We start from the raw sequence: 15149 nt of genomic DNA on the forward strand, positions 1-15149 counted from the left end.
ATTGCTCATTTGCGTTGCTAGCGAGATTTTGCAATCTCTTTTTTGAACGATTTCTCGTTCGTGCTTACTCACTCGTTGTTCAGTTTTCAAAGATCAATTTCTTTCGTATTCCTTCGCCATCCGTTTAGCGGCGACTTTTATAATATATCACATCTAGGCTACTCAATGCAAGCTTTTTTTATTTTTCTTTTTTCTTGCTTTGCTTACATCTTGGTATTGCGTCGGCTTCGAATGCGAACCGTTTTTAGCGGCGAGAGTTAATTTATCATAGAATCGCAATCAAAGTCAAGCAATAAAATAAGAATAAAAAAAGAACCAGAATAATACCTGATTCTTCTTGGGGTTGGCCCGATTAAACACGCGTATATCTTAACTCGATTTCCGAATTCTCTTCATCAATGAGAACGGCCACTTCTTTAATCAATCCTTTTTTGACAAGCTTATTCAACAGCAAGGGAAGCTCCGTCCTAAGCTCAACTAACTGAGAATGCTGCTGCAGTTCGTCTGTACTTAAAGGCATTTCATTTTCTTTTAGGATTTGAATAAATGCCTCACAGCAACGCTCCATTTTCGACATAACCGAAAATTCACAGGCGAGTAGAACAAGCTGAACTCTCTGTTTCAACGTTTCCTTACTCATTGTCAGTTCCTCATATAGCTTATACACGCCAGGATTAATCGCACGGATCTGCCTCCATACGGTGATTTCCGGGTGATAGCCATCTTCGATAATAACAATGCGAGCCCAGTGATGAAGCGCTTCTAGAATATTATTGTAAGCATCCAACAAATGCTCATCTAAGATGTATTCCTTGCTCTGAAGATACTTACGTAGAAAAAGGGAGAATTCAACAAGTAGTTTGTGCTCACGTAAGTCCCCCGGAAACTCGAGTATTCGGTGACGCAAGCCTTCTAAATAAGTGTTCTGATCCAGAAGTATCTCCCCTTTTAGCAGCCAGTGAAGGATATTTCGGTTGACGCCATGACGTATCCATTGCTCTATGGAAGACGGATCTACCCATCTTTCTTGTATCCTCGAATCGTCTCTTATATAATTAGTCGTATGATTGTTCAGGCTCAGGTCGTTCGTTACTATAAGAAGTAGCGTATCAAAACCATCTGTCAGTGAAGGAAGTTGCTTAGGATTATCTACCGCCATGACACTAATGATTCTCTGGTCATTTCGGAACTTAAGCAAAAACTGCTCTTTATCGATTCCCATGGGTCTCCGAAGCTCCTGTCTCCAAATTGTTTATATCTATTTCTACATCGTAGAATGAGTTTCCTGCTGATTTCTGTGACAATTCATACAATCATGTAGCTATTTAATGGGGAGGAACAACGCGTGCGTTTCAGATCAAGTAAAGTAAATGAATTTCGCTTATGGGGACTCGCCATGACCATGGGTGGAATGCTGCTTATGATTATAGGACTTGCGGGCATCGTTTTTGACTGGGGGAAGGTTGGGCGAATCATTGCTGTGATCTTCATGATCATTGGTATGATAAGTATGATGGTTAGCATGGGGATATACTTCTGGGCAGGGATGCTTTCCACATCTGCGACTGTCATTGATTGTCCGGAGTGCGGAAGAAGAACGAAAATGCTGGGGAAAACGGATCGCTGTATGTTTTGTAAAACTATTTTAACAGTTGATCCCCAATACGATCCAACAGCCGAGAACGAGACGGCCGCCACACAAACTGTTCATATCGAAGTAGATAGAGCTCATGAACATAAGCCTCATTGATCAAGGGTAAACGACTCCGTCGTCCTTCCGGGACGAGCGCATTTGTCAAGATAGATGCGAAGCAAAAGTATAAAACTTATACTTTCTTTCTATTGAAAAATAAAAGCCGCAACCCTTTTGGGTTCGGCTTTTTGTTTTGTTATGGCTTAGTTTGTTGCAAAGCATCCTGAATGACTTTCCACGTTGCCGGCTGTTCAAATCCTCTTCGCCATGAGGCGACTCCTGCTAAATCGTACTTCTTCACGAGCTCAAGCCTTACTTTGATTGATGTTTCATCTTCTAACCAAATACGAATGAGCTTCTCTCCCTCTTTGTACTCCACATAGTTCTGACCAGTTTCCTCCATGAAAGTAGGGGTTAGTTTCTTCTCTTTAATAATCGTCTGGGCGGCTTCCATCGTTAAAGTTTTGGAGCTAGTTGTCGTTTTACCATTTTTCGTCTCTTCGGTCCACTGACGTGTATAGAATGGCACACCTAGGACAAGCTTAGATGGTGGCACTTTTTCGCTTCCTAAGAGCTGGGTAACAGAGCGCTCTGTCCATGGCAGCGATGAAACCGAGCCGGATTTGGGGCTAGACGCCCAGTATTCGTCATAAGCCATCAACATCATATAGTCAACAACTTCGGCAAGAGCAGGTCTGTCATAAAACATAGACCACATCTCATTCGTTGATTTCGGTGTAACATCGATGGAAACGGCAAGACCTTGTTCATGCATAAAAGGCGTCAATTCGCGGACGAATTGGACTAGATTATCTTTATCTTTGAGATTCACATTTTCAAAATCAATATTGATGCCCTGCAAATTGTACGTTTGTGCAAATCCGAGCAACTGTTTTATCATTTTCATACGACGATCATAAGTCGATAGCGCTTGAGACGTTCGGTCGGGTTCAAAGCCGTTGCTAAACAACGCCCAGACCTGGTAATTACGCGTTTGCGCCCATTTCACATAGGAAGCATCGGCTAAGTTCTTAATTTGCCCCTCGCCGTCAGCCAGAGAGAACCAGGTAGGGCTAACAACATTTAAGCCGGGCATATCGCCAAGCTTGGAAGTGTCAGGATTCTTCGTAATAACGTGCTCCCAAGTCAGATTTAGTTTACCGTTAAGCGGCTTCCAAGGTACATAGGCTGACGCCTGCTCCTGAGCTGGTATGGTTTCTTCATGATCCTCCAAAATATCGGTTTTACGTACAAAGCCTATAGGACCACTTTGCTGCTGTACGCGATACCAATCTCCCTCTACGGCTAGTATCATAACTTGCTCGTTGTTTGCGACCGTAGAGACTACTGGTGCTTTTATAGAAGCAAATGTCCGAAGCTGGGCATCTTCAGCAGCCACATGCTTCCCCCACTTGACGAGGTCACCTTTTTTGAATAAAAGAATGGCACCTGACTTCTCGGACTCTCTTATTTCAAAAGGATACAGCTGCCGTAAAGGCTCTATGGGCACGTAAACATCATTCCCTTTCTTTTCAACAGGAAAAGATAAGGTGATTGGTTTCTCGTTCATTAACGCTGAAAGCTCTGTAGTCTTTAACCGCAATACTTTATCTTTCGTTGTGATAATAACGGAATCACTGCTTTTTTCATATATAATCGATGGGTCCATCCACTCCTGTATAAGCGTAAGCGGAAGCTTCAGTCCCTCTTTTTCCCCAATTGCGCTGGTCTTATAGTAATTCCCTTGATAAAAAACCGGCTTGCTCAGCTCGTGATACTCTGGCTCTACCTTCGTCCGGTTCGGCGCTAATTGCTGCCATAAGAATGCAGCTGCACCCGCGGCAAACATTCCAATAAAAAGACCACTTATCAAGAGAATTCTCTTCGTTGATCTTCTGTGTTTCGGTTGCTGATCTGTAGGTGTTGAATGCAAAGTTTCACTTCCTTTATGATATATATAAAAAGAAAAAACGTGTTCTCACCTCTCTACAGCCGAAAGGTAGGATCACGTTTCATTATACATCATAGGTACAGATAATGAGGAATTCTGGTTAAGTTAATGCTTGGTAATCCCTGTACAATCCGGGCAAATGCCATAAACCTCTAGTCGATAACCGCCAACTCGGAAGCCCGTTTGCTCAGCAGCGGTAGTTTCTATATCCGAAAGCGGCGGATACTCAAAATCCGAAATTTTCCCGCACAACTCACAAACAGCATGATAATGGTCCGTCATATCCGCATCAAAGCGACTCGAGCTGTCTCCATAAGTCAGTTCCCGAACGAGTCCCGATTCAATAAATACTTTGAGATTATTGTAAACAGTCGCAACGCTCATGTTAGGAAATTTCGATTCAAGAGACTTGTAAATGTCATCTGCTGTCGGATGAGTCATGGAGTCCAGCAAAAAGGATAGAATAGCATGCCGCTGCGGCGTCATCCGAACACCTGTTGTTTTCAACTTAGCTAAAGCCTGTTCTAATTGTGCTGCCATGGTACTCACCACCTGATGTTAGTCATTAAAACCTTACATTATATTGTACGTGTGGTAATTGACTTTTGTCAATGATGGTTGTGCATATAGCACCATTTGGCTATTTATTTTTACGGGAATCTAGTACATACATAGCCAAGCCAGCAAGGACGAGGATAACGGATCCTATATACGAGCCCATGAGATCAAAGAGCCCTGTAAACCAACGAGGCTTGTTACTGAGCAGAAAAAACAATACACCTGCGGCAATGAAAATAACACCAAGATTCGTGCCTTTGATCAGCTTCTGTAACGGATCTTCACGATCATAGAGACCAACAGCAAACTCGCCAAACTCATTGCGCCGATTCACATTGTCTGTGGTTTGAAGCGCATCGAATAGATTATAGAAGTAAATGACTGGAATGAACAATGCAAAGAGCGTTACCATAGGTACACTTGTGTCGGATCGAGACGCGAGAGACGTGATAATAAAAATATCGAGAATGAGAAGCATCATAATAAATAGACCGCGCTGCATAAGGCCTAAGTAAAAGTGTCCAGTTCCCGGGACAATGAACGATAGTATGCCTGCGACCCATTTGCGTTTTCTTGGGGCAGAATAATATGGAGGATAGTGTTGAAAAGATGGATTGGGCGAATACTCCGGAATGTGCGGATTGTCTTTGGGCAGATTCATGCGAATGCCTCCTATCTATTATTTATAAGTATTGGGATAAATGCTGGATATACGCTGTAATCTGAGTGATCCCCGAATTTATATGCATAATTTTGTTGATAATCCCTGATTGCATGAGGAGTACAGTAGCTGCTATCGCAACAAAACTGTTCACCCACTGTTTTCTTCTGCCGACTTGAGGATTCTTTGCAATCTCAGGAATTTCAGCAGATTGTACCCTGCGCATCACACGCTCCGTCAACATTGGGCTTGGTTCGCTAAGCGGCATCTCGTCCAGCAGTTTATTTAGGTATTGCGTGAGCCGAGTGTCTTCCTGATGTTTGGGATTCATGTGCATTCACCTCTAACCATTTTTCTTTGAGCATTGCCTTCCCCCGATAGAGTCTAGTTTCAAGCGTTTTCATGGGCAGCCCGGTCACCTCAGACATTTCTTGGTACGAGAGCTGCTTATAATGAAACAAATACATGATTAATCTATACTTGTCTGGAAGTTCGGAAAGCAGATTCCGCATAAGCTCCTGATCCTCCTTCAGATTAGCTATTTCCTCAGGCTGCTCACGGGCATCTGTGAACCAGCCCTTCATTTTATCGAGCAGTGCTTCATACGGCTTACGCTTCTGAGAACGCCGAAAGTCGGTCACGAGATTCGTCGTCATGCGATACAGCCAAGTTGTGAACTTCGCATCGCCGCGAAAATGAGCTAATGAACGAAACAGCTTAACGAACACTTCTTGGGTTAAGTCTTCAGCAGTTTCCTTATGCCCGATCATTCGGTATACCAGTGTATAGATGTAACTCTTATGCCGTTCTACTAATACACGGTAAGCATCGGAGTGACCCTGACGGACCCGATCGATCAGCTGCTCATCCGTCATTTTATCCATGCCTGATTTCCCCCCCTTTCTGTTCGTCCAAAAGCTTAGACGCTTCTTATGGGCTGACCCCTTCAAATTTTACTTTTTTCGAGGGTAACGCCGGTAACTCCTTTCATTTGATTGATTTCTTCAAGAACGGTCTCGATAATGGACGGCTTAGGAATGGTGACGTGGAAGGTAATTTGAACCTGATTCGGTTTATTCTCGATTTCTTGCTCTTCCATTGCGATCTTACGGATGTCAACTTTCTGTTTACCAAGCAGGGTCGTAATAAGTCCAAGCGTCCCCGGTTGATCAACCGCCAGAATTTTGAGAATACGAATTTTCTTCCCATTAAAATATTTATGCTCCACTTTATTTAAAATCCATAAGGAGATGAGTACCATGAAACAAGCAAGAACTGCCGGATAATAGAAGCCAGCCCCAATGGCAAGGCCAATCCCCGCAACTACCCAAAGGGAAGCTGCTGTCGTCAGACCCGTAATGGATCTCCCATTAAAAATAATCGTTCCAGCACCTAAGAATCCGATACCGCTAATAACTTGTGCAGCTAAGCGCGAAGGATCAATACGGACATTCACTTCATTTACAAAGGCACTAAATCCATACATCGAAAGCAACATAACAAGAGCTGAGCCCACACATACCAAAATATGTGTACGAAGGCCAGCTGCATGGCTGCTAACTTCCCTCTCAAACCCTATTAAGCCGCCAAGAAAAAGCGCCAGAACTAATCGTATAGTGATATGGACTTGATCAATAACCCAAGGATTGTTCATCATGTAACCGCTCCCTTTTTTCATACTGATAGTGCCTTATATCACACATGATAGTGAGAACCACTGAAATAATACTTAGGAGATGATGGCTGGCCGTTCGAAAGTGGTTAAGCTTACTCCCGGTGGAACTGTGAATACTCGGCGTAAGGCGAAACCGAAACTCTCGTAAAGCTGAATAGCAGGTAAATTGTCTGTTCCGGTGGATACAATAAAACGCGTCGCCCCACTTAACTGTTGATCCATTAGTATATGTTGTAAAAGTGACCCAGCAATCCCGCGGCGAAAATAATTCGGATGCACCATCATGCGGCAGATCGTGACTGTGCAGCCTTCACGGGAGTAGGAGATGGCGCCAGCAAGTGTGCTCTCCTCATTCTCATCAACGAAAAAACCATAAAATGTTTCCTCCGCTTCGCGTATTGATTGAATCCCATCCTTCAGCGGCGGGATGTCATCGAAGCCAATAAGGTCTGCTTCCACACGATAGGAAGCCATCTGTAGAGATAACAGGACCAAGATATCCTCGTTTGTTTCCAAAAGAAGTCGTTGAATAGACATTTCTGAGTCCTCCTCTCTAGAAGTTACAAGCTAATTAACTGAAAAAAGTGGCGTCCATAACATCGGATCACCACTTCAACTTTAATCATTTACTGTTCAGGCACTCCACAATTAATTTGTTGACCAGCCCTGGATTAGCTTTACCTTTGGTTTCTTTCATGACTTGTCCGACTAAGAAGCCGACGGCTTTTTCCTTGCCGGCTTTGAAATCCGCTACCGATTGCGGACTGTTCTCCACAACCTGTTCAACTATAGCTTTGATCGCACCTTCGTCGCTGATTTGTACAAGCCCCTGCTCTTCAACGATCTTTTGCGGCTCTTTGCCTGATTCGATCATTTCCTTGAACACCGTTTTGGCGATTTTGGTGGAGATTGTACCTTTCTCAATTAGACCAATCATCTCACCTAAGCCCTTACCCGTGATTTTCACATCAGCTAGTTCCAGGCTATTCGCGTTCAAATACCCGAGCAGATCGCCCATGATCCAGTTCGAGACCGCTTTGGCATCTTGGGTATATTGCAAGCTCTCTTCAAAGAAATTAGCCAGCTTCATGGATGAAGTAATTACATCAGCATCATAGCTTGGTAACCCGTACTCACTGCTGTATCTCGCTTTACGCGCATCAGGCAATTCAGGAATAGAAGCTTTGACGCTCGCTTTCCAAGCATCGTCGATATGCAGGCTGACGAGATCCGGATCTGGGAAATAGCGATAATCATGCGCATCCTCTTTGCCGCGCATAGATAACGTCTTGCCTTGCGTTTCATCCCAGCGACGGGTTTCTTGCTCTACTTCGTCACCGCTGCGGAGAATTTCGGCTTGGCGGTATTCCTCGTACTCGAGTCCTCTTTGGACACCGCGGAACGAGTTCATGTTCTTCAGCTCAGCTCTCGTGCCGAATTTCTCTTGCCCGAAAGGACGCAAGCTGATGTTGGCGTCGCAGCGCAGCGAGCCTTCCTCCATTTTCACATCGGAAACATCGCAATAGATCATGATCGCTCTAAGCTTCTCCAGATAAGCCCGTGCTTCCTCCGGCGAACGGAGATCAGGCTCGGATACGATTTCAATCAGAGGCGTTCCCGCACGGTTCAAGTCCACAAGTGAGGTGTAACCACCATCAACGTGTGTCAGCTTGCCTGCATCTTCCTCCAGGTGAACGCGAGTCACGCCAATACGCTTGCTTACTCCATTCACTTCGATATCGATCCAACCGTTCAAACCGATCGGCTGATCATATTGCGAAGTTTGGTAGGCATCCGGTGAATCCGGGTAAAAGTAGTTTTTACGGTCAAATTTACTATGTGTGGAAATCGTGCAATTGAGTGCCATAGCGGCTTTCATCGCATATTCAACTGCTTGACGGTTAAGTACCGGAAGTACACCTGGGTGACCTAAACAAACCGGACATGTATTCGTATTCGGAGGTGCTCCGAATGAGGTTGCACAACTGCAAAATATTTTGGAAGCGGTATGAAGCTCTACATGAACTTCAAGACCGACTACAGTTTCAAATTGGGTATCTGTTGCCGACAAAATGAATGCCTCCTTCGTTACTCATGAACTATTAACCTACAATTGCGGGCGCTGCTTATGATGATCTGTATGCTGCTCGAAAGCGTGGGCTACACGCAGAAGGGTAGCTTCATCCAACGCTTTGCCGATGACTTGCAGGCCAACGGGAAGTTCGTTCACGAATCCGCAAGGTACGCTAATCGCAGGAATGCCCGCCAAACTGACCGGAATGGTCATGATATCGTTCAAATACATCGTGAGCGGATCACTGCTTTGCTCACCGATTTTGAATGCAGGTGTCGGAGCCGTTGGCCCGATGATGATGTCGTATTTCTCGAACACTTGATCGAAATCTTGCTTGATCAGGGTGCGGACTTGTTGTGCTTTCAAGTAGTAAGCATCATAGTAACCCGAGCTTAACGCATAAGTTCCGAGCATGATGCGGCGTTTGACCTCGGGGCCAAAGCCTTCGCTGCGCGACATGTGGTATAAATCCAGCAAGTTGCGAGCGTTGTCCGAACGCACACCGTAGCGCACGCCGTCAAAGCGCGCAAGGTTCGAGGACGCTTCGGAAGAAGCGAGCAAGTAGTACGCAGCTACCGCATACTCAGTATGAGGCAGCGTCACTTCTTCCCATACAGCGCCTAAGCCTTCAAGCACTTTGAGCGCTTCAAGCACTTTCTCTTTGACGGCAGGGTCGATACCATTGCCCATGTATTCTTTGGGTACACCGATACGCAGACCCTTGATATCACCGGTCAATGCGCTGAGGTAATCAGGGATATCCACTTTCGCAGACGTGGAATCCATCGGGTCGTAGCCGGCAATGGCTTGCAGCAGGTAGGCGGAGTCTTCAACGTTCTTCGTTAGCGGCCCGATCTGGTCGAGTGAGGACGCGAACGCGACTAAGCCATAGCGGGACACAAGTCCGTACGTCGGCTTCAGCCCGACGATACCGCAGTAAGCGGCCGGCTGACGGATCGAGCCGCCTGTGTCTGAGCCCAGCGCGAAGTAAACTTCGCCTGCAGCAACTGCTGCAGCGGAGCCGCCGCTGGAGCCGCCTGGTACGTAATCCGTGTTCCACGGATTACGGGACGGATGGAAAGCGGAGTTCTCGTTGGAGCCGCCCATGGCGAATTCATCCATATTGAGCTTGCCGATCGTAACGGTTTGAGCATCCTTGAGCTTGCTAACTACGGTTGCATCATAGATCGGCGTGAAATTGGATAAGATTTTGCTTGCACAGGTCGTTTTTAAGCCTTCGGTGACCATATTATCTTTGATCCCAATCGGAAGGCCGAATAAAGGGCCACGTTCACTGCTGCTCGCGAACTGCTCGTCCAACTTGGCGGCAGCTTGTCTAGCGTTCTCTTCATCTAATGTAAGAAAGGCGCGAACCTTGTCCTCCACTTGCTGAATTCTTGTATAGGATTGATCCACGAGATCGGCAACTTTAAGTTCTTTGCCTTGAAGCTTCGCGTGAATTTGCTGTAGGTTTAAGTCAAACAAAGACAACGACAGGCACTTCCTTTCATAATGGTTCTTATTCTAAAACAGCTGGGACTTTGAATTGCCCGTCTTCGTGATCGGGTGCGTTCATCATCACTTTCTCTATAGGCAGCGATGGCTTCGTGACATCTTCACGCATGACGTTGACTAACGGCATGGCATGGCTTGTCGGAATAACACCTTCGGTATTCAGTTCATTAAGCTGCTCGGCATATTTTAAAATGGCATTTAGCTGCTCGGTAAATAGTTCTTTCTCGTTATCACTCAGGTCGAGTCTAGCCAACTTCGCAACGTGCTCGACATTTGTTTTCGTTATGCTCAAGTTCTCTACACCCCTTTAATCAATCAGCATTTAGTCATTCTTTTCATTATATCCCAGATATTTTACGAACTCAATCCAGAAAAAACCACATATCAAAAACCACAGTCTCTCTTCAGCTTGGTTTGGAGGCCATCGCTAAGAAGAAGCTGTGGTTGAGTTTGTGGTTAAGAATTATTGGATAAATCCCGTATCCATCGCTTTCGCTTTTTCATTAAACACGTAATATTTGAGCTTAGCAGCGGCTAAGGCCGTTTCGTTCTGACGGACTTTGATCTCGAATTTATTCAGATCATGCTTGGAGATGACGCCAACACTATAGCGAAACTTCATTTTGGACAAATCGGCCTGTACATCATTCAAGTTCCGCTGTTCCGTGAGAACGGCTTGATACGCATTCTTGGCATCGTTGTACGTCGCTTGAATTTTCTTGGTCAGTTCAAGCTTGCTTTGCTCATTTTTCTGCCCGTTTATAGCCAGATTAACGCCTTGATATGTCTCACCATATGTGTTCTGAGTAACCGTGTGACCCGTTTCCCATACGGCTTCGTCGATGTTATTGCCGGCTGTTTTCATCTGATAGGAAGCCTTCAATAAGGTAGTCGTGTCTGTCTCCAAAATGGGATCTACTGAAATAGACTCGATATCCTTGATAACTAGATCAGGGTCGTAGGAAATCCCAATATCGGTCGAAAGCTGAACTAGCCCCAACCGATAGTTATTAAGCAATGTTGCGATATCGTCTTTTTGCTTATTAATAGCTTTCTGCACCGTCTGCACGTCGTCAGGTGAAGCTAATCCTTGCTGCGCGAAAAGCGTAGCTTTCAGCAGGTCTTTGTCCATTACAACTTCGTATTCCTGCATGAAATCAAGCTGCTTCTTCTGTGCTACTAGCTGCACATATTGCGCGATGGTTTGCAGGCGGATGCCCGCCTTAGCTTCATCTGCTTGCAGCAGCGAATTCCGCCCATCCGTCCCGAGCTGATGCGCAGCTGTGCTCATTTGGGCGCGTTGGGAGGATATGATTTTATTCATGCCGCCCGCGAGAGCCCCCATCCCCTGCATCATTTGGTTCATCGCCGTATTTTGCATGACAGTCCAAGCGATATCGGTTGGGCTGGTGAGGTTAGGCAGCTGAGGATTTCCTGTATGGGTGACCTCCGCAGGAGTGCTCGGCAAATGACCGGGCGTCATCGAGGCAGAACCCATTTCGTTCATTTGCTGTTCCAGATCGCCCTTTTTACTGCCTTGAGCTGCGTATTTTAGCGTTAACAAGGCAAGGTTATGGGAATCCTTCAGTGCTTTATCCAGCACATAGGTCAGATCCACGGAAGATACAGTTTCCAGATCGTCTACATTGACGTATACATTTTGATTTGGATCTTGGACCGTATCGGCGAATACGAGAGTTTGCGTTGTGCTTGAAAGGAGTAACAGGGCTGCTGATAAACTTATGAGCGTTTTTTTCATAAAAATCGCTTCCTTCCTCATCAGTTATAACGAGATATTTGATCCGGATGGCAGCATAACTTGCGTGCCCGGAGCAGTATCTTTGGACTTCTTTTTAGAGAAAATAACGAAACGAGTTAATAACATAGCAATGAAATAAGTGAGTGCACCGGTCAAAATCAATGAAACGCAATCATGCCAAATGACAGAAAAGTCATTTCCTTTAACAAATACGTTGCGTACGCCATCTAAAAAATAAGTGAGCGGAAGCATATGCCCGAGCACCTGGAGCACCTTAGGCATGGCTTCGAATGGCCAAGTGAACCCCGATAGCATGAAAGAAGGCACCGCAATTAACATCGCAGTCTGCGTCGCTCCAAGCTGATTGCTCGAGAATAAGCTGATAAGATAACCGATACCGCTGACGGCAAAGGTAAAGCTCAGAACGATAGCCAAGCCGACAAGCAAACTGCCGCTCATAGGTGCACCAAATGCATACAAAGCGATAACGAAGGTAACCGCTGTGTTAAAGAAATTGATTAAGAAATAGGGAGCTGTCTTCGCATAAGCGATGCGCCACGGATTTCTTCTCCACGCCTCGAAACGCTGCCACGTCCCAGCATCTTTCTCGCGAGTGATGGTTAAGGCTATGCCAAGAAACAGAACTTGCTGTAAAATCGCGCCAACTAATCCGTATAGCATAAAGTCACTATAGTTGAAAGCTGAATTGTACATAATGCGATACCGGAAAGGAATCGGAGAGAGTGTGTTCATCACTTCTTCATTCTGCAGTCCTTGCTTTAATTGAAGCTTTTTTTGTGAGTAACCCATGCTGAAGGTTGTGATGACTTCGTTTGCACCCTTGGTAGCGGAGTTCGAAATCATCATGTTGCTGCCGTCGATCAGTGTGAGCAGCGGCAACGTCTCGCCATGCTTCAGCTTCGCTTCGAAATTAGAGGGAATGATAAGACCTACCTTGGCCTCTCCCATAGAAAGCGCCCGCTTCACTTCTTCCTCCGAGTGATATTCCTTCTTGATCTGGAACGTTTCACTTTGCTCGAAGGCTTGAATAATTTGACGACTAAGAGGACTTTGGTCTTCATCGATAACAACCGTGGCCATTTCGGTCACTTTATGGTGTAAGTAAATCGATCCGAAGAGCACCGTATAAAGAATCGGAACGAAGAACAAGATCAGAAAAAGACGCCGGTCCTTCAGAATGTGCTTCCATTCTTCTGTAATTAGCTTGCCAATCTGAAGATCCATCTCCTTCATCATCCTTCCGTTTTACCGTTCCATTGCAAGGTCATCCCTGTTGTTGCTGTGTCTGGCAATGTGTTCAGTTCGATTCTGATCCCAAACGAACGAATGTCCGTTTCGCCTGAGGTTTGTGTCGCTTTCTTGATGGCGAAATCCGGAGCAGCCGCTACAGTTCTAACTGTACCAACGATTTTCTCGCCCGTTGACAGCATGGTCATGCTGATGTTGTTGCCTACTTTCAGTCCTGCTATAGATGTCTCCGGCAAGTAAAACTTAGCCCAACGTTTCTCCGTTGACTCGACCGAGAGTACCGGGAATCCAGAGCCTACAAGCTCGCCTGCCTGTGCTGATTGACTAAGAATGACTCCGTCGACTGGTGCGACCAACTCTGTGTAGCTCAAGTAAGTCTCTGCTTCCAGCTGAGCCGCTTTCGCTTGCTGTTCACCGGATTGCGCTGATTGAATTGCTCCTTGAGCTTGCTGCACAGCCGCTGTCGCCGCCGCTACATCGCCCTCTCTTACCTGTACGTTGCCACGATTAGCTTCAGCCAGCTTCAAGGTCGCTTGCGCTTGGGCTAGCAAAGCTTCCGCACCACGAATTTCTTCCTCACGCGGTCCTTGATTCGCCATGTTTAATTGCTGCTGGGCCAGGTCGCGTTTCGTTTTCGCTTCTTCGAAGCTAACCTTCACTTTATCCACGTCAGCCTGGGCAACAAGTCCTTGCTCCAGCATCGCTTTCATCCGATTCAAGTTCTGCTCAGCAATAGTGTATACTTCGGAAGCCGCTTGGAACTGGATCTCAGCTTGCTTCTTCTCTTCCGGACGCGCCCCATTATGCAGCCCATCTACTTTGGCTTGTGCCGCGCTAACCGCTGCTTTGGCCTGCTCGACTTGCTGCTCGGCAGTATCAGCCGTTACGTTAACACCGGCAATGCCCTGCTGCTTCTTCGCTTGAGCGGTCGCAGTAGCTCCTTGCGCCTCTGCGATCTTGCCTTGAGCGAGCGCGACGGCCGCTTTGGCCTGCTCGACCTTCGCTTCAATCTCGGTGCTTTGCAGACGGGCCAGCACTTGCCCTTTTTTCACAACATCCCCTTCTTTCACGAGGATTTCGGTGACTCTTCCGCCCACTTTGAAGCTGGCGCTTACTTCGTTCGATTCAATATAAGCCGTAGGATGCAGCTGGTTAACGACATCTGTTTGGCTAGTTGCCTGTTTGGTTGTTAATAGAAATGCACTCGTTCCGATGACAATAGCCATCGCGGAATAAACCATTGGTCTAATAAAACGCATAATTACCCCTCCATGAAATAAAAATGAAAAAAAATTACTTAATCAGAAAGTTATCAAAATAGAGCTGCAGCGTGTTCATAATCCGCTCGTCGGTTAATGGCACGTTCTGCTTCTGCTTCTCCCAATCAAAAACTAACGCGACATACAGCTTGAATAAAATGAAAGCCGTCATCTTCGGGTCACAGTTCTTCATCGTGCCGTTATGTATCGCGCGATCCATATGTTCACTCATGAACTGGATCACTTCTGTTTCGATACTAGCTAGCGCTTCGATTGTTACTGGACTGCCAAATTGTTGAACCTCGTGAGCTAATTGAATGAGCAGCTCATGCTCTTTGCGAAAAACGAGAATCCCATAAATAGCACCATGAATTTTCTCGAAGGGTGTAGCCCCTTCTGCAATTGCTTTATCGGCAACTGCTTTCATTTCAGCAATTAACGACTGTACAATTTCATGCAAAAGATCTTCCTTATTGGCGAAAAACGTATAGATCGTCGCTTTGCCGACACCGGCAATTTTGGCGATTTGATCCATCGTTGTACCTTTGTACCCAAAAAGTGAAAAAGATTTCTTCGCTGCTTCCATAATCAACAATTTTTTGGCATCCATATGCGCACCTCAGAACTGAAATACTAAAATAGTTTTGTGTTCGGATATTAATGTACCACCATTTCATGATTTTAGCAACTAAATTAAATAAGGATAAACGATTCCGTCGTCCTTCAGGGACGAGC

At 45.7% G+C, this 15149-nt stretch carries 16 protein-coding genes; 1 reads left to right on the forward strand and 15 read right to left on the reverse strand.

Features of this window, described 5'->3' with window-relative positions; genetic code table 11:
• Positions 1–352: 352 nt before the first annotated feature.
• Positions 353–1222: a nucleotidyltransferase-like protein gene (locus tag ASG93_RS22450; protein ID WP_056835493.1), complete on the reverse strand. Its 870-nt coding sequence runs from the start codon at positions 1220–1222 to the stop codon at positions 353–355.
• Between the two features lie 123 nt (positions 1223–1345).
• On the opposite strand from ASG93_RS22450, the gene ASG93_RS22455 reads away from it, so the two are divergent.
• Positions 1346–1750, forward strand: a complete 405-nt coding sequence (locus tag ASG93_RS22455) for a DUF2614 family zinc ribbon-containing protein (protein WP_082615032.1) — start codon at positions 1346–1348, stop codon at positions 1748–1750.
• A 139-nt stretch (positions 1751–1889) separates the two neighbouring features.
• On the opposite strand, the gene ASG93_RS22460 is transcribed toward ASG93_RS22455, so the two are convergent.
• The 14 genes from ASG93_RS22460 to ASG93_RS22525 all read right to left on the reverse strand — a co-directional run bounded on the left by ASG93_RS22460 (position 1890) and on the right by ASG93_RS22525 (position 15024).
• Positions 1890–3626: a glycosyl hydrolase family 18 protein gene (locus ASG93_RS22460; RefSeq protein ID WP_056835495.1), complete on the reverse strand. Its 1737-nt coding sequence runs from the start codon at positions 3624–3626 to the stop codon at positions 1890–1892.
• A gap of 123 nt (positions 3627–3749) precedes the next feature.
• Positions 3750–4184, reverse strand: coding sequence for a peroxide-responsive transcriptional repressor PerR (gene perR / locus ASG93_RS22465; RefSeq protein WP_047682430.1), 435 nt, complete (start codon positions 4182–4184; stop codon positions 3750–3752).
• Between the two features lie 100 nt (positions 4185–4284).
• Positions 4285–4863, reverse strand: a complete 579-nt coding sequence (locus tag ASG93_RS22470; RefSeq protein ID WP_056835497.1) for a DUF6677 family protein — start codon at positions 4861–4863, stop codon at positions 4285–4287.
• Positions 4864–4885: 22 nt separating this feature from the next.
• Positions 4886–5194 (reverse strand): hypothetical protein, encoded by a 309-nt coding sequence (locus tag ASG93_RS22475; protein WP_156411007.1) that lies wholly within the window; start codon positions 5192–5194, stop codon positions 4886–4888.
• Positions 5145–5747, reverse strand: a complete 603-nt coding sequence (locus ASG93_RS22480; RefSeq protein WP_056835501.1) for an RNA polymerase sigma factor — start codon at positions 5745–5747, stop codon at positions 5145–5147. The genes ASG93_RS22475 and ASG93_RS22480 overlap by 50 nt, the downstream gene beginning before the upstream one ends.
• A 62-nt stretch (positions 5748–5809) precedes the next feature.
• A complete protein-coding gene (locus ASG93_RS22485; protein WP_056835569.1) occupies positions 5810–6517 on the reverse strand; it encodes an MgtC/SapB family protein in 708 nt (235 codons plus the stop codon).
• A 75-nt stretch (positions 6518–6592) separates the two neighbouring features.
• Entirely contained in the window at positions 6593–7075 is a 483-nt protein-coding gene (locus ASG93_RS22490; protein WP_063891945.1) for a GNAT family N-acetyltransferase, read from the reverse strand.
• An 85-nt stretch (positions 7076–7160) separates the two neighbouring features.
• Positions 7161–8612 (reverse strand): Asp-tRNA(Asn)/Glu-tRNA(Gln) amidotransferase subunit GatB, encoded by a 1452-nt coding sequence (gene gatB, locus ASG93_RS22495; protein ID WP_056835503.1) that lies wholly within the window; start codon positions 8610–8612, stop codon positions 7161–7163.
• Positions 8613–8645: 33 nt separating this feature from the next.
• Positions 8646–10103: an Asp-tRNA(Asn)/Glu-tRNA(Gln) amidotransferase subunit GatA gene (gene gatA / locus ASG93_RS22500; RefSeq protein ID WP_056835505.1), complete on the reverse strand. Its 1458-nt coding sequence runs from the start codon at positions 10101–10103 to the stop codon at positions 8646–8648.
• A 28-nt stretch (positions 10104–10131) separates the two neighbouring features.
• On the reverse strand, positions 10132–10419 hold the full coding sequence (gatC, locus tag ASG93_RS22505) for an Asp-tRNA(Asn)/Glu-tRNA(Gln) amidotransferase subunit GatC (RefSeq protein ID WP_056835506.1): 288 nt from the start codon (positions 10417–10419) through the stop codon (positions 10132–10134).
• Between the two features lie 171 nt (positions 10420–10590).
• On the reverse strand, positions 10591–11886 hold the full coding sequence (locus tag ASG93_RS22510) for a TolC family protein (RefSeq protein WP_056835508.1): 1296 nt from the start codon (positions 11884–11886) through the stop codon (positions 10591–10593).
• A 24-nt stretch (positions 11887–11910) separates the two neighbouring features.
• The gene (locus ASG93_RS22515) at positions 11911–13131 is read right to left on the reverse strand and encodes an ABC transporter permease (RefSeq protein ID WP_235550942.1); all 1221 of its coding nucleotides are present in this window, start codon (positions 13129–13131) and stop codon (positions 11911–11913) included.
• Positions 13132–13139: 8 nt separating this feature from the next.
• Complete coding sequence (locus tag ASG93_RS22520) at positions 13140–14414, reverse strand: HlyD family secretion protein (RefSeq protein ID WP_056835512.1); 1275 nt, start codon at positions 14412–14414, stop codon at positions 13140–13142.
• Positions 14415–14448: 34 nt separating this feature from the next.
• Positions 14449–15024 (reverse strand): TetR/AcrR family transcriptional regulator, encoded by a 576-nt coding sequence (locus tag ASG93_RS22525; RefSeq protein ID WP_056835514.1) that lies wholly within the window; start codon positions 15022–15024, stop codon positions 14449–14451.
• Positions 15025–15149: the final 125 nt, after the last annotated feature.

Origin of the sequence: Paenibacillus sp. Soil787, assembly GCF_001429545.1 — a bacterium.
Lineage (GTDB): Bacteria > Bacillota > Bacilli > Paenibacillales > NBRC-103111 > Paenibacillus_E.

What these genes read in the sequence shown, in the direction of transcription:
- ASG93_RS22510 (WP_056835508.1), bottom strand. Translation starts at nt 11,886, where the DNA reads ATGAAAAAAACGCTCATAAGTTTATCAGCAGCCCTGTTACTCCTTTCA.
- ASG93_RS22490 (WP_063891945.1), bottom strand. Translation starts at nt 7,075, where the DNA reads ATGTCTATTCAACGACTTCTTTTGGAAACAAACGAGGATATCTTGGTC.
- ASG93_RS22480 (WP_056835501.1), bottom strand. Translation starts at nt 5,747, where the DNA reads ATGGATAAAATGACGGATGAGCAGCTGATCGATCGGGTCCGTCAGGGT.
- ASG93_RS22525 (WP_056835514.1), bottom strand. Translation starts at nt 15,024, where the DNA reads ATGGATGCCAAAAAATTGTTGATTATGGAAGCAGCGAAGAAATCTTTT.
- ASG93_RS22520 (WP_056835512.1), bottom strand. Translation starts at nt 14,414, where the DNA reads ATGCGTTTTATTAGACCAATGGTTTATTCCGCGATGGCTATTGTCATC.
- perR (WP_047682430.1), bottom strand. Translation starts at nt 4,184, where the DNA reads ATGGCAGCACAATTAGAACAGGCTTTAGCTAAGTTGAAAACAACAGGT.
- ASG93_RS22475 (WP_156411007.1), bottom strand. Translation starts at nt 5,194, where the DNA reads ATGAATCCCAAACATCAGGAAGACACTCGGCTCACGCAATACCTAAAT.
- ASG93_RS22470 (WP_056835497.1), bottom strand. Translation starts at nt 4,863, where the DNA reads ATGAATCTGCCCAAAGACAATCCGCACATTCCGGAGTATTCGCCCAAT.
- ASG93_RS22485 (WP_056835569.1), bottom strand. Translation starts at nt 6,517, where the DNA reads ATGAACAATCCTTGGGTTATTGATCAAGTCCATATCACTATACGATTA.
- ASG93_RS22515 (WP_235550942.1), bottom strand. Translation starts at nt 13,131, where the DNA reads ATGGATCTTCAGATTGGCAAGCTAATTACAGAAGAATGGAAGCACATT.
- ASG93_RS22450 (WP_056835493.1), bottom strand. Translation starts at nt 1,222, where the DNA reads ATGGGAATCGATAAAGAGCAGTTTTTGCTTAAGTTCCGAAATGACCAG.